The 24,042-nt window shown below is 69.1% G+C and carries 21 protein-coding genes; 7 read left to right on the top strand and 14 right to left on the bottom strand.

Going from position 1 to position 24,042, the window contains the following annotated elements:
- Position 1 precedes the first annotated feature (1 nt).
- From GI374_RS15615 to GI374_RS15570, 10 genes are all read right to left on the bottom strand, one after another.
- Positions 2 to 154: a hypothetical protein gene (locus tag GI374_RS15615; protein WP_154337975.1), complete on the bottom strand. Its 153-nt coding sequence runs from the start codon at positions 152 to 154 to the stop codon at positions 2 to 4.
- On the bottom strand, positions 151 to 1,020 hold the full coding sequence (locus GI374_RS15610) for a hypothetical protein (RefSeq protein WP_229583398.1): 870 nt from the start codon (positions 1,018 to 1,020) through the stop codon (positions 151 to 153). Before GI374_RS15610 ends, GI374_RS15615 begins: the two co-directional genes overlap by 4 nt.
- Before the next feature lie 155 nt (positions 1,021 to 1,175).
- A complete protein-coding gene (locus GI374_RS15605) occupies positions 1,176 to 2,351 on the bottom strand; it encodes a DegT/DnrJ/EryC1/StrS family aminotransferase (protein ID WP_370515400.1) in 1,176 nt (391 codons plus the stop codon).
- A complete protein-coding gene (locus GI374_RS15600) occupies positions 2,348 to 3,340 on the bottom strand; it encodes an SDR family NAD(P)-dependent oxidoreductase (protein ID WP_154337973.1) in 993 nt (330 codons plus the stop codon). The genes GI374_RS15605 and GI374_RS15600 overlap by 4 nt, the downstream gene beginning before the upstream one ends.
- An 11-nt stretch (positions 3,341 to 3,351) precedes the next feature.
- Complete coding sequence (locus tag GI374_RS15595; RefSeq protein WP_154337972.1) at positions 3,352 to 4,464, bottom strand: DegT/DnrJ/EryC1/StrS aminotransferase family protein; 1,113 nt, start codon at positions 4,462 to 4,464, stop codon at positions 3,352 to 3,354.
- Positions 4,461 to 5,489, bottom strand: a complete 1,029-nt coding sequence (locus GI374_RS15590; protein ID WP_154337971.1) for a Gfo/Idh/MocA family protein — start codon at positions 5,487 to 5,489, stop codon at positions 4,461 to 4,463. The genes GI374_RS15595 and GI374_RS15590 overlap by 4 nt, the downstream gene beginning before the upstream one ends.
- The gene (locus tag GI374_RS15585; RefSeq protein WP_154337970.1) at positions 5,486 to 6,022 is read right to left on the bottom strand and encodes an acyltransferase; all 537 of its coding nucleotides are present in this window, start codon (positions 6,020 to 6,022) and stop codon (positions 5,486 to 5,488) included. The genes GI374_RS15590 and GI374_RS15585 overlap by 4 nt, the downstream gene beginning before the upstream one ends.
- 273 nt (positions 6,023 to 6,295) lie before the next feature.
- On the bottom strand, positions 6,296 to 7,771 hold the full coding sequence (locus GI374_RS15580; protein ID WP_154337969.1) for a lipopolysaccharide biosynthesis protein: 1,476 nt from the start codon (positions 7,769 to 7,771) through the stop codon (positions 6,296 to 6,298).
- 61 nt (positions 7,772 to 7,832) lie between these two features.
- On the bottom strand, positions 7,833 to 8,858 hold the full coding sequence (locus GI374_RS15575; RefSeq protein ID WP_154337968.1) for a UDP-glucuronic acid decarboxylase family protein: 1,026 nt from the start codon (positions 8,856 to 8,858) through the stop codon (positions 7,833 to 7,835).
- 35 nt (positions 8,859 to 8,893) lie between these two features.
- Positions 8,894 to 10,282 (bottom strand): sugar transferase, encoded by a 1,389-nt coding sequence (locus GI374_RS15570; protein WP_154337967.1) that lies wholly within the window; start codon positions 10,280 to 10,282, stop codon positions 8,894 to 8,896.
- A gap of 408 nt (positions 10,283 to 10,690) precedes the next feature.
- Between GI374_RS15570 and GI374_RS15565 the strand changes: the two genes are divergently transcribed.
- From GI374_RS15565 to GI374_RS15555, 3 genes are all read left to right on the top strand, one after another.
- Positions 10,691 to 11,956 (top strand): four-carbon acid sugar kinase family protein, encoded by a 1,266-nt coding sequence (locus GI374_RS15565; RefSeq protein ID WP_154337966.1) that lies wholly within the window; start codon positions 10,691 to 10,693, stop codon positions 11,954 to 11,956.
- A 109-nt stretch (positions 11,957 to 12,065) separates the two neighbouring features.
- Positions 12,066 to 12,722: a class II aldolase/adducin family protein gene (locus GI374_RS15560; protein WP_370515399.1), complete on the top strand. Its 657-nt coding sequence runs from the start codon at positions 12,066 to 12,068 to the stop codon at positions 12,720 to 12,722.
- A gap of 132 nt (positions 12,723 to 12,854) precedes the next feature.
- A complete protein-coding gene (locus tag GI374_RS15555; RefSeq protein WP_154337965.1) occupies positions 12,855 to 13,817 on the top strand; it encodes an aminotransferase class IV in 963 nt (320 codons plus the stop codon).
- A gap of 66 nt (positions 13,818 to 13,883) precedes the next feature.
- Here GI374_RS15555 and GI374_RS15550 read toward each other — a convergent pair whose 3' ends face one another.
- The 4 genes from GI374_RS15550 to GI374_RS15535 form a co-directional block, all read right to left on the bottom strand.
- On the bottom strand, positions 13,884 to 15,485 hold the full coding sequence (locus tag GI374_RS15550; RefSeq protein ID WP_195759954.1) for an ABC transporter substrate-binding protein: 1,602 nt from the start codon (positions 15,483 to 15,485) through the stop codon (positions 13,884 to 13,886).
- 41 nt (positions 15,486 to 15,526) lie between these two features.
- A complete protein-coding gene (locus GI374_RS15545) occupies positions 15,527 to 17,701 on the bottom strand; it encodes a thiamine pyrophosphate-dependent enzyme (RefSeq protein ID WP_154337964.1) in 2,175 nt (724 codons plus the stop codon).
- A 112-nt stretch (positions 17,702 to 17,813) separates the two neighbouring features.
- On the bottom strand, positions 17,814 to 19,109 hold the full coding sequence (locus GI374_RS15540; RefSeq protein ID WP_154337963.1) for an acetoin dehydrogenase dihydrolipoyllysine-residue acetyltransferase subunit: 1,296 nt from the start codon (positions 19,107 to 19,109) through the stop codon (positions 17,814 to 17,816).
- Positions 19,110 to 19,142: 33 nt separating this feature from the next.
- Positions 19,143 to 20,003, bottom strand: a complete 861-nt coding sequence (locus GI374_RS15535; RefSeq protein WP_154337962.1) for an IclR family transcriptional regulator — start codon at positions 20,001 to 20,003, stop codon at positions 19,143 to 19,145.
- Positions 20,004 to 20,155: 152 nt separating this feature from the next.
- On the opposite strand from GI374_RS15535, the gene GI374_RS15530 reads away from it, so the two are divergent.
- From GI374_RS15530 to GI374_RS15515, 4 genes are read left to right on the top strand one after another with little or no spacing between them, the layout of a single operon-like run.
- Positions 20,156 to 21,169 (top strand): ABC transporter permease, encoded by a 1,014-nt coding sequence (locus tag GI374_RS15530; protein WP_154337961.1) that lies wholly within the window; start codon positions 20,156 to 20,158, stop codon positions 21,167 to 21,169.
- Positions 21,170 to 21,171: 2 nt separating this feature from the next.
- Positions 21,172 to 22,023, top strand: coding sequence for an ABC transporter permease (locus GI374_RS15525; protein ID WP_154337960.1), 852 nt, complete (start codon positions 21,172 to 21,174; stop codon positions 22,021 to 22,023).
- On the top strand, positions 22,023 to 23,018 hold the full coding sequence (locus GI374_RS15520; RefSeq protein ID WP_229583397.1) for an ABC transporter ATP-binding protein: 996 nt from the start codon (positions 22,023 to 22,025) through the stop codon (positions 23,016 to 23,018). Before GI374_RS15525 ends, GI374_RS15520 begins: the two co-directional genes overlap by 1 nt.
- Positions 23,015 to 24,037: an ABC transporter ATP-binding protein gene (locus GI374_RS15515; protein ID WP_154337958.1), complete on the top strand. Its 1,023-nt coding sequence runs from the start codon at positions 23,015 to 23,017 to the stop codon at positions 24,035 to 24,037. Before GI374_RS15520 ends, GI374_RS15515 begins: the two co-directional genes overlap by 4 nt.
- The last annotated feature ends 5 nt before the right edge of the window (positions 24,038 to 24,042 follow it).

Here is a 24,042-nt window from a genome sequence, read left to right as displayed (position 1 = left end):
GTCAGGTTAACACGGCGCTCGGTGGCGACAAAGTGAAGAACTTGTGTTCGCCGAGCTGAATTAGGCGGAATGACATCAGAACTACAACCCTGACGGGCAGGGCAATGCCCGGCAGCTGATAATGCGAGAGTTCCCGTCCGGCGAGCGCGATCACGCGGCCGTGTGCGATTCTAGAAAGAGCTCCGCAACTCCTCCTTCGGACAATGGTTTTCCACGCGCCACAAGTTCGGCGGCGCGCAGCCCGCCCGCCTGGAGGCGGACGATGGGTTCATGCCCCAGGTCGCTGAGCAGGACTGCCATGTGCCCGCGACGTGACGTCACACGGGGCCAGATTGCGCCCGACCAGACCCGGTCTGCCGCTTCGCGGTCGATGTCGCCCCAGAACTGGGCGAGAAGGGCACCGGGCGACAGGGCGCCGAGTCTTCCCAGCGTTTCCTCATCGAGTTCGGCGTTCCGCGACGGGTCGAGGGCGACGAGGATGGCATCCGAATCGCTCATCCTTGCGGCAGCGGGGCGCGCCGCGGTTTCCACGAAGGCGCCCGCCTGCCTCAACCCGCGCTCGATGAAGGGCGCGAAGGGGTTGTCGCAGAGAAGCTGGATCCGCGCCCCGCGAATCACCAGCCCGGCATCCGTCAGCATATGCTCGGCCAATGTTCCGAGGAACGGAAAGACGGCGACATCGGGATGGCGCTCATTGACCGCGGCGATCCGAATGCCGCGCCGCCGGCAGGCCGCTAGATCGAGGTCGCTTTCGCGGAACTCCCAGGCCTCGAACATGAGGGCAATGACGGCCCGTTCGGGAAGCTGTGAAATCGTATCGGCCGTAATTGGCCGCAGATGCCCGGAATTGGTCAGGATGTCGCATTCGGCGAGCAGATCCGGCGGGATTGTGCGGCTTATCGTGATGCGATCGGCCACGCCGGCGGCTTCGGCCAGCGCCGTCGTCGACTCCACGGCGTCCTGAAAGGAGCCATGCCGCGCGGTGTCACGGCCGATCGCGTGAACACGCGCGCCCGCCATCGCCGCCAGCGGGGCGGTGCAGGCATAGGCACCGGTTGCCGCCTCGGTGATGACGAGGAAACCGCGCAGATCGAGGTCGAGCGCCTCGATCCGTCGCCGCATGCTGCCCAGAATGTCGGACCCGTCCGCTTCGGCCCTTGCGGCATGCCCTGCGCTCATGCCGTGAGCCTGTCATGGACCGCGCGGGCAGGGACGGCGCCCGCGACCGCATCGCGCAGCGCGCTCACCACCTGGTTCTGATCCTCAACCGACATCTGCGGATAGAGCGGCAGCAGGATCGAGTGGCGTTGCGCGGCTTCGGACGCATGCAGCGGGTGGCGCGCGGCGCCGGCATAGGGCGCCTCGAGATGGGCGCACATGATCCCCCGCCGGGTTGCCACGCCCCGGTCCAGCATGCTTTGCATGATCGACCTCTGGTCCAGATGCCTCGCCAGCCGGACGGGATAACTCTGCCAGTTGCTCCTTGCCCATCCGGGCTCGCGCGGGGCCTCGACGCCGGGAATGGCCTCGAGCAGCGCCTCGTAGCGCTGCGCGATGCTGCGCCGCCGGGTGATGATTTCCGGCAGCCGCTTGAGCTGCTGGCGCCCGATCGCCGCCTGCATGTCGGTCATCCGGTAATTGTAGCCGACGACCGGGTATTCCTCGAACACCACTTCGGCGCTTGAATGCCGCACCGTGTCGGGGATCGACATGCCATGCTGCCGCACCAGCCGGAAGAAGCGGGCAAACTCGGCATTGTCGGTGGTCAGCATGCCGCCTTCACCGGTCGTCATGACCTTCCGCGGATGGAACGAGAAGCAGACGACATCGCCCTGCGGGCGGCCGATGCTGCGCCATTCGCCGTCGATCAGGATGCGCGAGCCGACGGCGCAGGCGGCGTCCTCGACGACGGGGATGCCATAGGCCCGCGCGACCTCGAGGATCGCTTTCAGGTCGCAGGGCATTCCCATCTGGTGGACGCAGAGGATGGCCTGGGTCCGGCTCGTGATCGCCTCGGCGATGCGCGTTGGGTCCATGTTGAAGCCGTCGCGTTCGACATCGACGAAGACCGGCTCGGCGCCGCAGTAGCGCACCGCGTTCGGCCCCGCGATGAACGAGTGGCTGACGGTGATGACCTCGCCGCCCGGCTTCACGCCGATCGCAAGCAGCGCCAGATGGAGGGCGGTGGTGCAGTTGGAGACCGCGCAGGCATCCGCCGCGCCGACCTTCGCCGCGAACTCGGCCTCGAAGGCGGCCACCTGCGGTCCCTGCGAGAGCCAGCCGGACAGGACGACGTCGCGCGCCGCATCGGCCTCCTCGGGCCCGACAAGGGGAAGGGTGATCGGGATCACGAGATCTTCTCCTCGCGCTGGGCCGCGGCACGCTCGGCCTGCCACCATTCGACCAGATCCCGGAGGCCCTCGCGGCGCCCGACACGGGCCTCGAAGCCCAGCGCTTCCTGTGCCAGCCGGGCCGAGGCCAGCCGCCGCGGGACCGGATTGACCGCGCGGGCGGGCTGCCGCACCGGCGTCAGGTCCTCGCGGCCCATGGCGGAGGCGATCTCGGCCGCGAGTTCGGCCAGCGAGGTCTCGGTCTGGCTGCCCACGTTGAAGACGGCGTCGCTGACCTCGGCCCGCGCCGCCAGGATGTTCGCGCGGGCGACGTCGGTGACGTGGATCATGTCCATCGTCTGCGTGCCGTCGCCGAAGATGATCGGCGGCTCGCCGGCCTCGATCCGCTCCATCCAGCGGACCATCACCTCGGTATAGCGGCCATGCAGGTCCATGCGCGGGCCGTAGACGTTGAAATAGCGCAGCGCGACGTAGTCGAGCCCATACATGTCGTTGAAGGAGCGGAGCAGGCCCTCGCCGAAGGTCTTGGCCGCGCCGTAGAGGGTGCGGTTCTGGTAGGGGTTGTTCGCCTCGGTCGTCGGGAACGCCTCGGCCATGCCGTAGACGGAGGCCGAGGAGGCGAAGACGACCTTGCGGACGCGATGCTCGACGCAGAGCTGCATCAGGTCGAAGGTGGCATCCACCATCACCTGCATGGCCTGGTCCGGCTCGGCCGCGCAGTGGGTGATGCGCAGCGCGGCCTGATGAAACACCGTGTCGCAGCCCGCCACCAGTCGCCGCATCAGGTCGGTGTCGCGGATATCCCCGTGGACCAGATCGACGCGCTGGCTCTGGATGGCACCGGACAGGTTCGCCACGCGCCCGCGCACCATGTTGTCGACCACGACGACGCGCTCGCAGCCCTCCTCCAGCAGCAGGTCGGTGATGTGCGAGCCGACGAAGCCGGCGCCCCCCGTCACCAGAACCTTCTTTCCACTCAGGTCATACATGCGGGTGTTCCTTACGCGGGATCAGCAAGCGCGCCGGCGGCGACGCGGTTGACGGCTTCGATCACGGCAGCGACCTGCTCGGGCTGCTGCTCGGGGAAGAGGGGCAGGGACAGCGTCTCGCGGGCGAAGGCCTCGGAAGCCGGGAACTGGCCCTTGCGGTAGCCCAGACCCGCATACGCGGGCTGCAGGTGGACCGGCGTCGGATAGTGGATGTTTGTGGAGACGCCGGCCCGCTGCAACGCCTCGCGGCTGCGGTCGCGGTCCGGGACGCGGATCGCGTAGACATGGCAGGCATGGTCCAGCCCGAACGGGGCGGGTCGGACGAGTTCCGGCGCCAGCCCGTCGCTGTAGGCGTCGGCGATGCGCCGCCGCGCGTCGTTCCAGCCATCCAGATAGCGCAGCTTGACCCCCAGGACCGCGCCCTGGATGGCCTCCATGCGATAATTGAAGCCGTGGCGGACGTGGTTGTATTTCCCCTGCTGGCCCCAGTCGCGCAGGCAGCGGATCGCATCGGCCAGGGCGGCGTCGTTGGTGGTGACCGCGCCCCCCTCACCGGCCGCGCCGAGGTTCTTGCCGGGATAGAAGCTGAAGCAGCCCATCGCGCCGAATGCGCCCGCCCGGACGCCCCCGCGCTCGGCCCCGTGCGCCTGCGCCGCATCCTCGATCAGGACGAGGTTGTGGCGCCGCGCGATGGCCCTCAGCGCGTCCATGTCCGCAAGGCGGCCGTGCAGATGGACCGGAAGGATGGCCCTGGTGCGCGGGGTGATCGCGGCCTCGGCCGCCGCCGGATCGAGGTTCCAAGTGTGCGGGTCGATATCGGCAAAGACGGGCGTGGCGCCGGCATAGACGATGGCCGCGACCGTGGCGACGAAGGTCATCGGCACCGTGATGACCTCGTCGCCGGGGCCGATGCCCGCCGCGAGCAGCGCGAGGTGAAGGGCCGAGGTGCCGGTGCTGACGGCGACCGCGTGCTTCGTGCCGCAATAGGCCGCGAAGTCCTCCTCGAAGCGCTCGACCTCCGGGCCGAGGACATAGCTGCAACCGCGCAGCGTGCGCAGCACCGCGGCCTCGATTTCGGGGCCGACGGTCCGATACTGGGCTTGCAGATCGAGAAACGGGATCATGAGGCGAGGCGCTCCGCAGTGAGTTCGATGGGATGGCCGCGAAGCGTCATCGAGCGCGTCGCGGCCGAGAGCATTTCGACGACCCTGAGCCCGCACTGACCATCGGTGAGGGGCGCGGCGCCGGTCTGGATGCAGCGCGCGAATTCCTCGAACTCGGTCAGCAGCGCCTCCTTGGAGGAGATCGCCGGTGCCGACATGTCGCCGATGCGGTAGGAGACGAGGTGCTCGTAGCTGGGCGCCGCGGGATCGCTGGGCAGGACCCCGCGATCGTAGATCTTGACCTTCTCGCTGGTCTGCATGTCGTCATAGATCACCATCCGCCGGCTGCCGCCGATGAGCGTCTGGCGGATCTTCACCGGCGCCAGCCAGTTGACGTTCAGATGGGCCATCGAGCCGTCATCGAAGAACACCGAAAGATGCGCCATGTTCTCGGGGCTGTTCGGGACGAAACAGGCGCCGCTTGCGGAAACGGCGATTGGGTCCGCCTTCAGCAGGTGGTCCATGATCGCGAAATCATGGACGGCGAGATCCCAGATCACGTTCACGTCGCGCTGGAACAGGCCGAGATTCACCCGCGTGGAGTCGTAGTAATAAACCTCGCCGAGCTCCCCTTGGGCGATCAGGTTCGAGATCGTCCGCACCGCCCCGGTATAGACGAAGGTGTGATCCACCATCAGGACGAGGGAGCGCCGCGCCGCCTCCTCGACGAGGATGGACGAGGTTACAGGGGAATCCGTCATCGGCTTTTCAACCAGCACATGCTTGCCGGCCTTCAGCGCCGCGCGGGCGATCTCGAAATGCGTGTGCACCGGGGTCGCGACGATGACGGCGTCCACGTCGGGATCGGCGATCAACTCGCGCCAGTCGGCGGTCAGCGTCACGCCGGGATGGCGGCGGCCGGCGCGTTCGCGCGCCGCCGCGGACATGTCGGCGATCATCGCGAGACCGAAGGCTTCCGTCTCCGACACCGCACGCGCGAGGTTCGGTCCCCAGTAACCATAGCCGACGATACCGACCCGGATCATGCCACGCTCACTTGCTGAAGCGGCGCCGCACGGCGCAGCCGGTTGGGATGGGACGCGGCCGGGCGGTTGCGGACATCGCCCATCACCCGCGCCGGGTTTCCCGCGACGATCGCGAAATCGGGTACGTCGCGGGTGACCACCGCGCCCGCACCCACGAGGGCTTTGGCGCCGATCGTGACCCCGCAGATGATCGTCGCGTTGGAGCCGATCGAGGCCCCGCGTTGAACGAGGGTGGGGGTGCATTCCCAGTCCTCGTCCGTCTGCAACGCGCCCCTCTCGTTCGTCGCCTGGGGCAGCAGGCCGTTGGTGAACATCACGCCGTGGCCGACGAAGACCTCGTCCTCGATGGTGACGCCCTCGCAGATGAAGGAGTGCGACGAGATCTTGCAGCGCGCGCCGATGTCGCTGCCTTTCTGGATTTCGACGAAGGGCCCCACGCGCGTTCCGGCGCCGATCCGGCAACCATAGGTGTTCACGAGATCCGGGTGCGTGAAGACGACACCGTCCTCGATGATGCAGTTGTTGATCGGCATTCCTGTCCTCCGGGACCGCGTTCGGCCACTTTCCTGCAACCAGTCGTAAGCGGTTTCGTGAAAGGCGCGAGCGCACCAAAAAGAGGTTCCGGCGCAGCCGCCGCTAAGCGCGTGAGGCGGGCGGGCTAGTTCATTCAGCGCGGGCGCGGCGGGCATCTACCTCTTTCGGGGATGCGTCCGGCCGATTGAATCGGGCCGGGGTTCGATCCCGCGGCGCGAAGAAGGACGCGCGTCCCGCCAGCGCGGGACGCGTCCTTTGACCATGCCTTGTCCTTATGCCTGCGGGGCGCGCGCGGCCCGGCGGCGACTCAGCACGCCGGCCGCCATGTCCGCGATGACGCATAGTTCGCGCCGCAGCGGATGATCGAGCAGCATGACCGCCGCGACCCAGCCCAGCGCCGCGCCGCCGAGGGCAAGCGCCGTCCCGCCCCAGCCGAGCGCGAGGCCATCGGCCGAGAGCAGGATGACGAGCACCGGGCATGCCGCGGTCGCCGCCGTGACCGCCGCGCTAGCGCCGGAGGCGCGGAGCAGTTCGCCCCAGGTCAGACCGATGACGCGGCGGATGAAGTAGAGCGCCACCAGCATCTGAAACGGCGCCGTGACGAACAGGCTCGCCGCCACCGCGGTCAGGCCGAAATTGGCCGCGAAGATGGTGATGGCGGCCGAGGGCGGCAGGCTGATGAGGCTCGCGGTCAGCGCGTCGCGGATGCGCCCCAGCGACACCAGCAGCGGGAAGGTCATGAAGGCCGGGGCCAGCGCCATGTTCGCCATGGCGACGATCCGCACCAGCGGCACGGCCTCGCCCCACTGGTTGCCGAGCAGGATCCGCACGACCGGATCGGCGAGCAGCGCCAGCAGGACCAGCGCCGGCCATTGCGCCGCCGACATCAGCGCATGGCCGTGCAAATAGCTGGCCTTCAGGTCGCCCTGCGCCCGCGCCTCGGCGGCCATCGCGGGCAGCATCACCGGCTGCAGCGCCGATCCGATCATGCGGTCGGGAAGCTGGCACACCGTCAGCGCGCGCGAATAGAGGCCGACGGCATCGAACCCGAGCATCTTCCCGAAGGCCAGCCGCGGCAGCATGTCATAGGCCACGTTGATCAGCGTCACCGCCGAGGAAGTGATCCCGAACGAGAGCACGCGCCGCGCCCGCCTCAGCGACGGCCGGTAGATCCAGGTCTCCGGCCGCACGGCAAAGGCCATGACCGCCAGCGTCGCACTGGTCGCAACGAAGCCCCAGAGGTAGCTGTCGGGACCGAAGCCTGCGAGCCCCAGCCCGACCGTGACGACGAAGCCCGCCACGGCGGCCGTGACGTTGATGCGGGCCACCATTCCAAAGGCCAGCTCCCGCTGGAGAAGGGCGATGACGGGGCTGCCGAAGGGGATCACGGCGAAGGCGAGGGCGGCGATGACCAGCAGCCGGGCCAGGGCCGGATCGCCGTAGAATGCGGCGACGAGGTCGGCGCTGGCCCAGACCGCGGCGCCGATGGCGAGCGAAATGGCGAAGGTCACGGTGAACCCGGCGCGCACGGCGTTCCGGTCCAGCTCGCGCTCCTGCACGATATAGACGCCGACTCCGAAGGCGCGGAACTGGTCGGCCAGCAGGATCAGGCCGTTCGCGACCAGGTAAAGGCCGGTCTCCGCCGGGGTGAGGAGGCGCGACATGATGGCCATGGTCGCGACGGCGAGGGCCTGCGTCGCATACTTGTCCGCAGCCGAGAAGAAGATGCCTGTGCGGACCTTGCTCATGCGCGGACGACCTCTGGCTTCCGAGCGCAGGCAGGCTGCGCCCGGATCGGATCAGCCCCCATCAGCCCTGCGCGGCCACGGCGAGCGGGGCTCCGCCATGCAGGCGCACCGGCGCCCGCGCTGCCGGAAGCACGTGGAGGTCCGCGCCGCGCAGCATCGTCTCGAAATAGGCGATCGTCCTCACCAGCCCCTCGCGCAGCGGGACGGCCGGACGCCAGCCCAGCTGCTCTGAGGCAAGGCGGATGTCCGGCTGGCGCTGCAGCGGGTCGTCCTGCGGCAATGGCCGGTAGACGATCTGCGACCGCGAGCCGGTGAGCTCGATGATCATCTCGGCCAGGGCGCGGATGGTGAACTCGCTCGGGTTGCCGAGGTTGATCGGCCCGGTGACCCCGGCGGGCGCGGCCATGAAGCGCACGAAACCCTCGATCAGATCCTCGACGAAGCAGAAGGAACGCGTCTGAAGCCCTTCTCCGTAAAGGGTAATCGGATCACCCTTGAGCGCCTGCACGATGAAGTTCGACACCACCCGGCCGTCGTTGGGATGCATCCGCGGGCCGTAGGTGTTGAAGATGCGGGCGACCCGGATGTCGATGCCGTACTGGCGGTGATAGTCGAAGAACAGCGTCTCGGCGCAGCGCTTGCCCTCGTCGTAGCAGGCCCGCGGGCCCACCGGGTTGACCGAGCCGCGATAGCTCTCGGGCTGCGGATGCACGGTCGGGTCGCCATAGACCTCGCTGGTCGAGGCCTGGAAGATGCGCGCATGGGTCCGCTTGGCGAGGCCGAGCATGTTAATCGCGCCATGCACGCTCGTCTTCACGGTGGCGACGGGATCGTACTGGTAGTGGATCGGCGAGGCCGGGCAGGCGAGGTTGTAGATCTGGTCGATCTCGACATAGAGCGGGAAGGTCACGTCGTGGCGCATGACCTCGAACCGCGGATCGTCCAGCAGATGCAGGACGTTGTCGCGGGAGCCCGTGAAGAAGTTGTCGACGCAGAGGACGTCGTGTCCGTCCGCCAGAAGACGCTGGCACAGGAACGAGCCGAGGAAGCCCGCCCCGCCGGTCACCAGTATGCGCATGCGCGCCATGTCCCGTACTCCTTGAGAGGGGCTTCTTGAGGTGCTCAGTACGCGCCGTGCCCCCGGAACACGGCGGCGAAGGTTCCCAGCAGGATATGCGCGTCGAACCAGAACGAGCGGTTGTCGATATAGAAGCCGTCGAGCGCCTGCTGGCGGCTGATGTCGGCGTTGCTGCGGCCCGATATCTGCCACAGCCCGGTGACGCCGGGCGTCACGGTGCAGCGCTTGGCCCGGAACTCGGGATCCATCGCCGCGAGGTGGTAGGCCGGGAATGGCCGCGGCCCCACGGTGCGCATCTCGCCCCGGATGACGTTGAGAAGCTGGGGCAGCTCGTCGATGCTGCTCGCCCGCAGGAACGCGCCGATGACGGGCAGGACGCGCGGATCGTTGCGCAGCTTGAAATGCGTGGACCACTCGGCGCGGGCGGCCTCGTCCTCCTGCAGCAACCGTTCCAGCCGCTGCTCGGCATCCCGGTACATCGTCCGCAGCTTCAGCATGCTGAACGGACGCCCGCCGAGCCCCTCGCGCGTCTGGCGGTAGATCACCGGGCCGGGGTCCGTCAGATAGATTGCCGCCGCCGCGAGCAGGAGGATCGGTCCGACGAGCAGCAGCGCAAGCCCCGCGACCACCAGGTCCATCGCCCGCCCGGCCCATCCGGGCGCGGCCTTGGCACGCCCCCGCAGTCGCAGGCCGATGCCGCCGCCGAAATCCGGCCGCAGGCCCGGCGCGCCGGGCAGGCCCTCGACCGCGATCACTTCGGTGAACCGCCCGCTGATGTCGAACCCGTCGGCGGGCGTCTGAAGCCCCAGAACCAGCGCGGTCTGGCCTCCCCCTTCACGGCCCGGACCCTTGCAGGTCATGCCGATCTGCCAGTTGGTCGCCAGGTAATCGCGCAGAGCGTCGGCCTCGACCGCGTCGCCGAGGACCGTCACCGGCTTGCCCCAGAGGCCGGCGCGCGCGAGGGCCGACCGGACCAGCGCACGGGCGGCCGGTTGCAGGACAAGCGCGATCGCCAACAGGGACAGGCTGAGAGCTGCCATGCGCCAGCTCCCCGTCAGCAGCATCGCCCCGGCCCCCGTCAGAAGCGCAACCTTGCCAGCCGCGGCAAAACGGCGCCGCAGAAGCTCATGCGGGTAGATGCCGTAGCCGGGATAGAGCCCGTCCGACCAGTAAAGGAGCAGGACCGCCGCCGCCACGAGGGCAGACAGGGCGGGCATGTCGCCCGCGAACGATCCGAACGGGGCGAGGAGGCTCGCCGCGATGGCGAAGGTTCCGGCATCGCCCGCGAGCAGGGCCAAGGGCGCAGCCGCGGCGCTCCACGCGGAGCCGTCGGGCCGCGCAACGGCGCCGCTCGCGGCGTCGGGCACGGCAGAGTGAACGGACTGGAAGTGAGACCCGCCGAAGCCCGTGGCTTCCGGGCGGAGCAGTTCCATCTCATGGCGCAGGGCAGCTTGAACCATGGCGTCAGTTCCAACCCGCGGGACGCATCGGCCGGGCGCCCCCCGACGCCCTTGCAGCGGAAATCATCAGTTTCCCCTCCGTTGCGCCGGGCTCCTTGCAGCGCCCGGCGTTGAGGAACGCTATGGGCAGGTTCCCGCGCAGCGGAACTCACCTGTTCGGGGGATGGAACGCCCCGATCACCGCCGGAAGGTTTACGCTCTTGCGACCGGACCCGGCGTTGGGGGGCGGGAACTATCCATCCGGATCGACGCGTCGATCGGGGTAGAGGGCGGCCGCGCGCTGCAGGATCGGTTCTGCGACCCCGGTTCGGCGGGCGAGGCACGGGCTTGCAACCCCTGCGCCAGTCGGGGCAATCCGGGCCGGGTCGCACAGGAGCTTACATGACGCCGCAGCTTGGGATCATCGCCGACGACTTCACCGGGGCGCTCCTCGTGGCCGGGGTTCTCGAGGGCGCGGGGATCACCGCGCCCGTGTTCTTCGATGCCGCAAGCGTGAAGGGCGAGGGGGCGGTGCTCGTCCTTGCCACCCGCAGCCGGCTGGTGCCGGTGGAGGAAGCCCGCGACCTCATCCGCGAGGGGGCTGAGGCGCTCGACCGGGCGGGGGCGCGGCGTCTGGCCTACAAGGCCTGCGCCAGCTTCGACTCGACCGAGGAGGGCAACATCGGCCTGGCGGCCGAGCTGCTGTCGGACCGTGCCGGCGGCCGCCCAGTGCTGATGAGCGCGGGCTTCCCGCGCTTCAACGCGACAGTGCATCAGGGCTATCTGTTCTATCGCGGGCGGCTCGTCTCGGAATCGGTCAAGCGGTTCGATCCGCTGACGCCGATGAGCGACCCGGACGTCGTCCGCTTCCTGTCGCGGCAGACACGCTCGCCCGTTTCGCTTCTGTCGCATCTCAAGCTTTTGGGCGGGCTTGCGGCGGCGCGGGCCGAATGGGACCGGCTGACCGCGGGCGGGGCCCGGCATGTGCTGGCGGATGCGAGCGACGACGGCGACGTGGCGCTGTCGGTCGAACTGGCCCTCGCGGTCGAGCCGGTCGTGGTGGCGAGCGATCCCCTCATTATCGGTTACGCTACGGCGCTGGCGCGCAACGCGGCACAGCCGGGCCCAACGCGCGCGCCGCGGAGGATCAACGGACCCGGCGCCGTGCTGGTCGGCAGCGTCGGTCCGACCGCGGAGGCGCAGATCGCAGGCTTCGCCGCCGAGGGGCACGAGATCCTGACGCTGGACCTTCTCGAAGGCGCGCCCGAGCCGGCGGCCGTGGCCCGCGCGCTGGCATGGGCGGCGCCGCGCATCGGCGCGCGTCCCTTCGCGATTGCGACCACCGCGGCGCCCGACGCGGTCGAACGGGTGCAGGCGGCGCTGGGCCAGACGGGCGCAGCCCGGAAGGCCGAACGGCTGCTTTCGGGCATTGGGGCAGGCCTGCGCGAGCGCGGCATCCGCCGGCTGGTTGTCTCGGGAGGCGAAACCTCGGGCGCGGTCGTGGCCGCCCTGGGCGCGCAAAAAGTCCGGGCGCTGCCCGAGACCCCGCATGGCAGCGGCTTCTGCGTGACCGAAGGCGAGACGCCGATGGCGCTGTTCCTCAAGTCGGGCAAGCTCGGGGCGGATGATGTCTTCGCGCGCGCGCTCGAGCTGATGGGTGATCCGTAGGACGCGCCGCCCCATTACCCGTCCCGGAAGGTCCTGGCTGCACCCCGCCTGCTCTGGCATGTCGGGGCCCGATCACTAACATGCCGCCGCAACGACCGGGGAACGCGAAGTGAACGAAGAAGACAAACGCCGCGAGATCGTGGAGATGGTCGCCCGCCTCGAGACCATGGGGCTCAATCACGGCAGTTCAGGCAACATCAGCATGCGGCACGGCGAGCGCATCCTGATCACCCCGGCGGGGGCGCGGGCCGCGAACCTGACCGCCGCGCGGATCGTGGCGATCGACGTCGAGGGCGAGCTTCTGGACGATGCGGAGGCGGTGCCATCGACCGAATGGAGGATCCACACCGAACTCTACCGTGACCGGCCCGAGATCGAGGCCGTGGTCCACAGCCACGCCGATCATTGCGTGGCGCTGTCCTGCCTGCAGAAGCCGGTCCCGCCGTTCCACTACATGATCGCCAGCTTCGGCGGCAATTCCATTCCCTGCGCGCACTATGAGCCGTTCGGTTCGGACGCGCTGGCCTTCGCGGTGGTCGAGGCAGCGCGCGGGCACATGGGCTGCCTGATGGCCAGCCACGGCATGATCGCGCTCGGCCGCTCGCTGGGGCAGGCGGGCGACCTGACCGTGAAGCTCGAAACGCTGGCGCGGCAGTATATCCTCGCCACGAAGGCCGGAACGCCGGTCCTGCTGACGGAGGAGCAACTGGCCGAGGTGCATCGGCGCTACCGCTATTACGGCCACTCGAAGATGCCGCGCGCCTGAGCCGATGCGGATCACCGGCAGGGTGCTGGACCGCCCTCCCGACCTGTGATTTCAAGCGGAAGGCCCGCGACGGGCCGATCAGGGGACCGAGGCTTCGGCAGTCCGAACCCGGCGGCAAGGGAGGGGCTGCACATGGCCTATACCGACTATATCTTCGAGGGCTACCGCAAGCGGCTGGCCGAACTGCGCGAGAGCACCAATCCCTTCGCCGACGGGATCGCCTGGACGGGGGGCGACTACATGCCGGTGCATGAGGCCACGGTCCCACTGCTCGACAACGGCTTCATGAAATCCGACCTCGCCTATGACGTGCCGGCGGTCTGGGACGGGCGGTATTTCCGCCTGGACGACCACATCGAGCGCTTCGAGCGCAGCTGCGCGAAGCTGCGGCTGACATGCCCGATCCCGCGCGAGGAGCTGCGCCATCGCCTGATCGAGATGGTCGCCAGAAGCGGCATCCGCGACGCCTATGTGATGATGATCGTCACCCGCGGCCTGCGCTACCTGCGCCAGTATGCGCCGGAGGAATGCGAGAACCGCTGCTATCTGATGGTGACGCCCTTCCTCTGGGTCATCGACGAGGAGTTGCAGAAGACCGGGGCCAGCGCGATCATCGCGCGGGACGTGCGCCGGGTGCCGCCCGGAGCGATGGACCCGACGGTGAAGAACCTGCAATGGGGCGACTTCACCCGCGCGCTGCTGGAGGCGCGGGACCGCGGCTGCTCCTACGCGCTGCTGACCGATGGCGACCGCAACCTGGCTGAAGGCTCTGGCTTCAATGTCGTGCTGGTGAAGGATGGCAGGCTCTTCACGCCCGCGCGCGGCGTCCTCGAGGGGGTCACCCGCAAGTCGGTCCTGCTTGCCGCCGACCGCCTCGGCATTCCGTGGGAGATCACCGATGTCCCTGTCAGCGCCGCCTATGACTGCGACGAGATGATGTTCGTGACCACCGCCGGCGGGGTGATGCCCGTCACGACGCTCGACGGCGAGAAGGTCGGCGACGGCAGCGTAGGGCCGGTCACGCAGGCGCTGTGGAAGGCCTATTGGGACCAGCACTACGATCCCGAGGCCAGCTTCGCGGTCTCCTACGAATAGCGGCTGCGATCAGGGCATGAAAAAGGGGGCGCGGATCATCGCGCCCCCTTGCCGTTTCCGGGCTGCTTACTGGTTCGTGATCTCGGCCAGCGGCAGGTTGCAGCAGGCGCTGTAGCGCACGCCCTTGATCTCGGGCCGGTAGGCGAGGATCAGGTCAGGGCTGACCATCGGCAGGATGATGCGGTCCTCGATCATCTCCTCGCCGGCCTCGAACCAGATCTTTTCCGCTTCTTCCGGGGTGGCGGCCCCCAGCGCGGCGGTCAGCAGTTCCTTCGCGCGCGGGTTGGCGATCGAGGGATCGGTCTCGGCCCCGGCGCGGTTCGCCCAGACCGAGCCCTCGGCCAGCCCGAACACGTCCACATATTGCGAGGTGCCGAAGAAGTCGGGGGCGAAGAAGACCGCGGTCAGCGGGATGTGGTCGCCGTTCGCCACCTCGCGCCAGTTGGCGAAGGGCACCGGCGAAAGCTCCACCTTGATCCCCACCTTCGAGAGGTCCTGCTGGACCTTCTGCATCATCAGCGAGAAGTCCACGCCATAGACGTTGAGGTCGGGATAGATCGACTGCAGCGTGAAGCCGTCGCCATGACCCGCCGCCTCCAGCAGCTCCTTCGCCCGCTCGGGGTCATAGGCGGGCTCCTCATGGCCGTCGCCGCCGGGGAAGCCCAGCGGGATCGGCGCCGCGAGCTTGCGGCCCGCGCCGCCGAGCGTGAAGTCGATCACGCCGTCGCGGTCGATCGCCAGCGAGATCGCCTCGCGCACCTCGGGCGTCATCTCGATCGGCGTGGCCTTGGCGCCGGGCGACAGGGCGAGGTAGACGAAGTTGTAGGACGGGAGCTGCTCGACAACGACATCCGTTCCCTCGAGCGATTTCGCGGTTTCCGGGTCGATCTGCATGGCGAGGTCCACGGCGCCCGACTGCAGCATCTGGGCCTGGGCGACGGCATCCTTGACCTGGCGGAAGATCACCTCCGGCAGCTGCGGCTTGTCGCGCCAGTAGTTCTCGTTCCGCGTCAGGCGCAGTTCCGAGTTCGGCTCGTAATTCGCCAGAACGAAGGGGCCGCTGCCGGCCGAGTTCTGCAGGAACCAGGTCTCGGAGTCGTCGTTCTCGGCCGTCGTCTCGTCGGCGATGGCGCCGTTCTCGATGGCCACATCGCTGTTGATGACACCGAGGAATCCGGCCGCGAGCTGGCTGAGGAACTCCGAGTTGGGGCTGGCGAGCGTGACGACCACGGTCGCGGCGTCGGGCGTGTCGATATTGGTGATCGGATCGGCCAGGAACGAGCCGCTGGCCTTCATGTGCTTGAGCCGCTCGAAGGACCACTTCACGTCCTTCGCTTCGACCTGCGAGCCGTCCGAGAACTTCGCGGCCGGATCGAGCTTGAAGGTGAACTCCGTCTGCTCCGGGTTCACGGTCCAGCTTTCGGCCAGAAGGGGGACGACCTTGTTGTCCTTGTCCAGCGTGACCAGCTGCTCATAGACCGACGAGTTGTAGATCTGGCAGGTGTCGCACCACGCCCGCGCCGGATCGAGCGAGTTGACGTCCATGTCGCGCGCGATGATGAGCGCGCGCTCCTGCGCCTGTGCGCCCGGCGCCGCGAGGCCGAGCATGGCCGCCGACAGCGCCAGCGACGCCAGCAGGACCTTCGATTTCCTCATAGTCCGAAGCATGAGCCCATGTCCTCCCTTGGGTTCTTCTCTTTCGTGACGTCTCAGTGGGCCGTGATGCGCTCGAGCGCAGCGCGGATGTCTGCCGCCGTCCCGAGCGCCGCCTTGTTCAGCACCGCCGAGACCGTGGGTGCCGCAAGCCCGCCGGTGACCCGGATGATCTCATGATCGAGGCAGTCGAAGAAGCGCGACTGGATGCCGTCGGCCCAGGTCGCGCCCATCGACATGCTGCGCGCGGTCTGCTCGGCGATGACGATGCGCCCCGTGCGGCCGACCGACTCGCCGATGGTCTCCCAGTCCATGCCGTGCACGTCGAGGTTGCGCAGGTCGATCACCTCGGCGTCGATCCCCGCCTCCTCGGCGGCGCGGACGGCGTTCTGGACCATGACCGAGGTCGCAAGAACGGTGCAGGCGGTTCCCGACCGCACGACATGCGCCTTGCCGAAGGGGATGCAGTAGCCGCGGTCGCCCGCGGGAACCTCGGCCTCGCGCTGATAGAACTCGGTATGCTCGAGGATCACCACCGGGTCCTCGCAGGCGAGCGCCGCGTTCAGCATGCCGACATAGTCGAAGGCGTTGGTCGGCACGAAGATTCGCCAGCCCGGAAACAGGCCGAACAGCGCCGAGGGGTCGGTCGAATGCTGCGAGCCGTAGCCGGTATGCGGCGAGACCCGGACCCGCATGACCAGCGGCACCCCGAAGCCCGAGCCGAACATGTGCCGGACCTTGCCGGCGCCATTGCCGATCTGGTCGGCGGCGACGAAGCAGAAATCGCCGAACATCACCTCGACCACCGGCCGCAGCCCGTTCAGCGCCGCGCCCACGGCGACGCCGGTGAAGCCGTTCTCCGAGATCGGCATCGGCAGCACGCGCTCCGGCCAGCGTTCGAGCGCGCCCCTGGTGAAGCCGGAGACGCCGCCGCGCATCTGGTGCACGTCCTCGCCCATGACGATGATGCGCGGGTCGCGCTCCATCGCGGCGGCAAGGGTCTCCGAGGCGGCGGTGACGAACTTGACCTTCTCGGTCGCCATGCCGCGCAGGTCGGCGTGATCGAGGATGCGCCGGTCCGCCATCTCCGAGAGGTCGCCCAGGATGCCGTGGTCGCGCTGCGCCGGATCAGGCCAGAGGTGGTCGGGAATTTGCAGCGCGTTGCCGCCCGGCACGGTCTCGGTCAGCCGCGTCGCGGCGGCGGACACGCGATCCGCCATCAGCTCGTCGATGCGGGCGAAGTCCGCGGCCGACAGGATGCCAAGATCCGCCAGCCGCTTCTCGGCCAGGGCGAGGGGATCGCGGCCGCGCCACTCCTCCTCCTCCTCCTTCGTTCGGTAGCCGAAATCGCTGCCGCTGCGGCCGCCCGACTGGTGCAGGAAGCGGTAGAGCATGACCTCGACCACCACCGGGCCGCCTTCTTCGGCGATGATGCGGCGGGCCTCGGCCATGGCGCGGTGGACCGCGACCACATCCATGCCGTCGACTTCGATGGAGGGGATGCCGAGCATGGCGCCGCGCGAGGTCATGCGGGTCTCGCGCGTCACGTCCGAGATATGGGTCGAGACGCCGTAGAGGTTGTTCTCGATGAAGAAGATCACCGGCACCGACTGCGCCGCGGCGATGTTCATGGCCTCGTAGGTGGCACCGTTCTGCGTCGCGCCGTCGCCGAAGAACGTGACCGAGACGTTGCCGGTGCCGAGCATCTTGTCGGCCAGCGCATAGCCGACCGCGTGGGGCGGGTTGCCGCCGACGATGGCCGAGGTGCCGACGACCCCCGCATCCGCATGGCGCATGTGCATGGAGCCGCCGCGGCCGCCGCAATAGCCCGGCGTCAGGCCCATGATCTCGGCCATGAAGCGATGGATCGCCTCGTCCATGCCGGGCGTGAAGTCGTCCTTCAGGGCGTCCCAGCCCTCGGGGATCTCGGGGTTCATCAGCTTCAGCAGCACCTGATGATGGGCGCGGTGGGTGCCGTTGATCTTGTCACCTGCCCCCAGCACCGACATCGCGCCCACCGCCCCGGCCTCCTGACCGATGCTGGCATGGGCCGGGCCGTGGATCAGTCCGGCCTTTTCAAGTTCGAGCAGCCTTTCCTCGAAGCGGCGGATCAGCAGCATCTGGCCGTACCAGTGAACGAGGTCCGCGGGCCTCTGCGCGGCCCAGTCGGCGGCATCGTTCTCGAGCCGGAACCACGAGGCTGAGGGCGCAAGAGGGGTGCGTTGTGTCATTCGGGGCCTCGGGCGTGCTGATCCGTCGCCGGCCATCCGCCGGCAGTGGAAATTAATTCCGTTTTATTTTTCGGCGAGCCTATGCCGCGCCGTCCTCGCCGCGCAAGCGCATTCAGGCGGCACTGCGGATCAGTTCCGAGAGCAGCGCCAGCACCGGGCCGGGATGCTCCAGATGCGGCATGTGCCCGCAACCGTCGAAGGCGTGCAGCCCCACATTGCCCGGCAGCCCGCGGCTCGACGCGAAGGGCAGGATGCGGTCCTGGCGGCCGAAGATCACGCGGGCGGGCATCCGCAGCCGGGCGAGTTCCTCCCGGATCGAGAAGGTCTGCGTGCCGTCGGCGAAGAAGCGGGCGGCGAAGGCGCCCATCGCGGCGGTGAGCGCCTCGTCCGTCCGGCTCGCCTCGACCGCGCGCAGGAACGCCTCCGAGATGACGCGCGGGTCCTCGACCAGAAGCTCCAGCCAGGGCCGCAGGCTCGCGGCGCTGCTGGCGCGCAGGATGCCGGCCGTGAAGGCGTGGTTGATCTCGGGGCCGAGACCGGCGGGCGAGATCAGCCCGAGGGCGCGAATGTCGATCTGCGCCCGCGAGGCCAGCCGGACGGCGGTGGCAGCGCCGAAGGAATGGCCGACAAGATGACAGGAAGTAACGCCGAGCGCCTCGAGGCTCGCCTCGACCTCGCCCGCGAGCGCGTCGAGGTCCTCGGGCACCGCGCGCGGCGAGCCGCCATGCGCGGGCAGGTCCAGCGCCAGAACCGGCCAGGGGGTCGAGGCCCCCGCGAACAGCCCGCGCCAGTTGTTGAGGTCGGCGCTGTAGCCATGCAGCAGGACCACGGGCGTGCCCTCGCCCTTGCGCAGCCAGACCGAATGCAGCGGCCCCCCGGCGCTCGAAACGGCGGGCCGGTGCGCCACAGGGGCGGAGGGCGCTTCGGACGGCTGCGAGGTCAGGCTCTCCAGCACATCCTTCTTCTGAACCCTGCCGTTCGGCCCCGAGCCCTGCATCCCCGCGAGCGAAATCCCGTTCTCGCGCGCGATGCGGCGGGCGAGGGGGGTGGGGTTCGGGCCCTTGAGACGGCCCCGGGGCGGGGCGTGCTCCTCCTCGCGCGCGGCCTCGGGCGCCTGCGCCCCGCTTGGTCCCGCCGCAGGGGCGGGTTGCGGCGCTTCGCCCGCGGCCTCCCCTTCCTGATAGATGTTGGCCACCGGCGCCCCGACATCCACCGTGTCGCCTTCGGCCACCAGATCGCGCAGGATGCCTGCCGCCGGCGACTCGACCTCGACCGCCGCCTTGTCGTTCTCGATCTCGAACAGCACCTGCCCGGCGGTGACCGCCTCGCCCGCGGGGACGAGCCAGCGGCTGACGCGGCCAGTGGTCTCCTCGAGGCTCACCTTGGGAAAGAGAACGGGAACGGGCATGGCAGCTCCTTGAGGGATGAGGCCGGGCGGCGGTCAGTCCGCCGTCGTCTTCCAGCCTTGCGGACGGGCAGGGGGACGGGTCGCGGTGCTTTCCCGGCCCTCCAGCCGGTCGCGGAGCCGCTCGACCATGCGGACCAAGGCCGGGCCGGCGATGTCGGTGCAGTTTTCGGCGGGGACGAGATCGACGATGCCGCCGCAGGTCAGCGCGACCAGCCGCGTGCCGTCCGTGGGCCGGAACGCGACGCCGACCGCGTTGATGTAGCTGTACCAGGTGCCGAGGCTGGTGACGAAGCCGCGGGTGCGGAGGCTCTCGACCGCGTCCTCAGCCAGCGCCCGGATGCGCTCCGCCTGCGCCGGTTCGCGCCGCATCAGCTCGGCCACGAGGCTCTTGCGCGGCTCGGGCTTCATCCCGGCGAGGTAGGCCAGACCCATCGCCGTGCGCCAGACCGGCAGCCGCGAGCCGACGTTGAGCCGCAGCGTGACCGGGCTCATCGAGCGGCAGTTGGCGAGATAGACCATCTCCAGCTCGTCGCGCATTCCCAGCGAAACGGCGACCCCGGTCTCGTCCGCCAGCTCCTGCATGAGCGGGACGGCCATCTGCACGACCGGGCTGGAACTCAGCGCCGAATAGCCCAGCGAGACCGTCGCCGGGCCGATGCTGTAGCGCCCGAGAAGATCGTCGTAGTTGAGATAGCCTTGCGCCACCAGGGCCGCCGTCAGCCGCGAGACCGTGGCCTTGGGAAGCCCGGTCCGCTCCAGCAGTTCCAGGTTGCCGAGGGTCGCGTCCTGCTGGCTGAAGGCGCGCAGGATATCGAGCCCGCGCGTCAGCGAGGTGGAGGTGGCGGCAGAATCGGCGCCGCCGTTTCCGTCGAGGTTCTTCGCGCGCTTGCGCATCGGCAGATTCGTCCCCAGGGTCCCCGCGGCCGCCCCGAGCGCAGGTGGAATATAATTCCATTTATGTTGACGAGCGCCGCCGCGCTTGTCAATGATGCGCGGCAGGACCGGACGTCTGGCGCCCGTGCCCTGCGTTTCACGGGGAAAGCTGCATGACCCGCTACATCCTGCGCCGCCTCGCCGCGATGCCGTTCCTGATTCTCGGGGTGGTCACGCTGGCCTTCCTGCTGACGGCGGTCACCAAGGGCGACCCGCTGACCGCGATCATCTCGGACCGGCAGATGAACAACCCCGAGGTGGTGGCCGCGGCGCGGGCGAAGTGGGGCCTCGATCGCAGCCTGCCCGAGCGTTACCTCATCTATGTCGGCAACCTCCTGCAGGGCGACATGGGCACCTCGTTCATCACCCGCAGGCCGGTGGCGCAGGACGTGCTCTATCGCCTGCCCGCGACGATGGAGCTGGTCATCGCCGCCCTGATCGTCGGGTCGAGCATGGGGATCACCCTCGGCGTGCTGGCGGCGGCCTTCCGCAACACCGTGGTTGACCATGTGGCGCGGCTCTTCGCGCTGATCGGCTCGTCGATCCCGGTCTTCTGGATGGGGCTGGCGCTGCTCTACGTGTTCTCGGTCAAGTGGGGGATCATGCCGGGGCCGGGGCGCGTGGACCCGAGGGCCGCGCTGCCGCCCTCGGTCACCGGGTTCCTGACCATCGACACGCTGCTCGCCGGACACCTCCGGCTGTTTCTCGACGCGCTCTGGCATCTGCTGCTGCCGGCCTTCGTCCTCGGCTGGGCGGTCGCGGGAACCATCTCGCGTCTCGTGCGGGCCAACATGCTTGAGGTCCTGAGCCGTGAGTTCATCCTCACCGCCCGCGCCAAGGGGGCCGGCGAGCGCCGCGTCATCCTGCGCCACGCGCTGCGCAACACGCTGGTGCCGACGCTGACGGTGATCGGCTATTCCTTCGCCTACCTGCTGACCGGGGCCGTGCTGACCGAGACCATCTTCTCGTGGCCCGGCATGGGCTCCTACGCGGTCGAGGCGGCGCGCGGGCTCGACTTTCCGGCGATCATCGGCGTGACGATCGTCGGCGGCGTCATCTTCCTCATCACCAACCTCATCACGGATGTGGCCTATGTCGTGGCCAATCCGCGCGTCCGGCTGGGCTAGGCATGACCCTCGTCTCCCCCTCCCGCGCCTCGCGCCTCGCCCTGCACTGGCCGCACTGGCTGTCGCTGCCGATGATGCTGGGGCTTCTGATCGTCGGCTTCTGGGCCATCATGACCGTAGCCGCCCCCCTGGTGGCGCCCTACGATCCGCTCGACCTGGTCGGCCGCCGGTTGCAGGCGCCGAGCTGGGAGCACTGGCTCGGCACCGATGCGCTCGGCCGCGATGTTCTCAGCCGCACGCTGCACGGCGCGGTCCATTCGCTGCCGCTGGCGGTGATGGTAGTCGCGCTGTCGGTGCTGATCGGCGCCACGCTCGGCGCGCTGTCGGGCTATCTCGGCGGCTGGGTGGGCGCGGTCATCATGCGGCTGGTCGATGTGACCCTGTCCTTCCCGCCGATGCTTCTGGCGATGGCCGTCGCCGCCTCGCTGGGACCGGGCCTCGGCAACGCTGCCATCGCCATGGTGATCGTCTGGTGGCCGGTCTATGCGCGGCTGATGCGGGCGCAGGTGCTGGAAGTGCGCGAGCGCGAGCATGTCGAGGCCGCCGTGGCCTCCGGCGCGACCCGGCCTCGGGTGCTGATCCGGCATATCCTGCCGCTCTGCTGGACCCCGGTGCTCGTCAGCGCGACGATGGACCTTGGCCAGGTGATCCTGCTCGCCGCTTCGCTGTCGTTCATCGGCCTTGGCGCGACCCCGCCGACGCCGGAATGGGGCTCGATGATCTCGGACGGGGCGTCGCAGTTCTACTCCTGGTGGGTGGCGCTGGGTCCCGGCCTTGCGATCCTGACCATCGTGCTGGGCTTCAACTTCATCGGCGACGGCCTCCACGACTACTTCGATCCGAGGTCGGAATGATGCCCGCGACCGGCACCACCCCCCTGTTCGAGGTGCGCGACCTCCGCGTCACGTTCGAGAAGCGCGGCCGCAGCCTCGAGGCGGTGCGCGGCATCAGCCTGCATGTCGCGCCGGGCGAGGTGCTGGGCGTCGTCGGCGAGAGCGGATCGGGCAAGTCCCTCGGGATGCTTGCCTCGATCGGCCTGCAGCCGCGCGGCGCGCGGGTCTCCGGCTCGGTGCGCTTCAAGGGGCGCGAACTGACCGAACTGCCCCGCGCCGAGATGCGCTCGCTGCGCGGCTCGCGCATCGCGATGATCTTCCAGGATCCGCTGTCCTCGCTCAATCCGGTGATGACGGTCGGCGCCCAGATCGCCGAGGCGGTGTGGCTGCACAATCCGGGCATGTCGAAGCGCGCCGCGATGGATCGGGCCAAGGACCTGCTGGCGCTGGTCGCCATTCCGCAGCCCGACCGCCGGATCTCGCAGTATCCGCACGAGTTCTCGGGCGGGATGCGGCAGCGGGTGATGATCGCCATGGCGGTGGCGAACGATCCCGACCTGCTGATCGCGGACGAGCCGACCACCGCCCTCGACGTCACCGTGCAGGCGCAGATCATGGGCGTGCTGGCCGAACTGCAGCAGCGGCTGAAGCTGGGGATGATCCTCATCACCCATGATCTCGGCGTGCTCGCGGGCCATGCCGACCGGGTGGCGGTGGTCTATGCCGGGCGGGTGGTCGAGGAGGCGGGGGTCAACGACCTCTTCGCCCGGCCCGGCCATCCCTATACCCGCGGCCTAATCGCTTCGATCCCGAACATGGCGAGCCAGACCGACCGGCTGTTCTCGATCGAGGGCTCGCCGCCGCCGATCGGCACCCTGCCGCCGGGCTGCCCCTTCGCCCCGCGGTGTCCCATGGCCCGCGACATCTGCCGCCGGGACGCGCCGCCGATGCTGTTCGAGGGCGCGCATGGCGCCGCCTGCCATTTCGCCTTTGACCGGGCCGGACGCGCCGCATGACCCGCCACGATCCCATCCTCTCGGTCCGCAACCTCGTGAAGCGCTTCCCGGTGAAGGGCGGCCTCCTGATCGAGCGGGAGGTCGCGCAGGTCAGCGCCGTGGCCGATGTCTCCTTCGACGTGATGCCGGGCGAGACGCTGGGCCTCGTCGGCGAATCCGGTTGCGGCAAGTCCACGCTCGGCCGCTGCATCCTGCGCCTGATCGAGCCGAGTTCGGGCCAGACGCTGTTTCACGGCACCGACATCAACACGCTTCCGCCGGAGGCGATGCGGCAGCTGCGGCGCAGGGTGCAGCTGGTGTTCCAGGACCCCTACGCCTCGCTGCATCCGCGCATGACCATCGGCGCCAACATCGCCGAGCCGCTGCGGATCAGCGACCTCGATGCGGCCGGGCGCAAGGCCCGCGTGGCCGAGATGATGGAGCTCGTGCGGCTGAACCCCGAACACGCCGAGCGTTACCCGCACGAGCTGTCGGGCGGTCAGCGTCAGCGGGTCGTCATCGCCCGCGCGCTCGCGCTGAAGCCGGAACTGCTGGTCCTCGACGAGCCGGTCTCGGCGCTCGACGTCTCGGTTCAGGCGGGGGTGCTGAACCTGCTCAAGGACGTGCAGCGCGATCAGGGCACGGCGTTCCTGTTCATCGCGCATGACCTCTCGGTGGTGCAGCACATCAGCGACCGGGTCGCGGTGATGTATCTGGGCAAGATCGTCGAGATCGCGCCGAAGGCGCAGCTCTACGGCGCGCCGCTGCATCCCTACACCCATGCGCTGATGTCCGCGGTGCCGCTGGCCGACCCCGTGCGCGAGCGCAGCCGGCGGCGGATCGTGCTTCAGGGCGACGTCCCGAGCCCGATCGACCCGCCCTCCGGCTGCCGCTTCCGCACCCGCTGCCCAATCGCGCAGCCGCTCTGCGCCGAGAAGGAGCCGCCGCTGATCGACCATGGCGCCGGACATGCCGTCGCCTGCCATTTCCCCGTCGCCAAGGCGACCGGGCTGCTCGGCGATGCGCCGGCGCGAACCTGATCTGA

It is taken from the genome of Paracoccus sp. S-4012, assembly GCF_009674885.1.
Taxonomy (GTDB): domain Bacteria; phylum Pseudomonadota; class Alphaproteobacteria; order Rhodobacterales; family Rhodobacteraceae; genus Paracoccus.
Note: the sequence above shows the minus strand (reverse complement) of the source record. Positions and strands in the feature narration are given on the sequence as shown.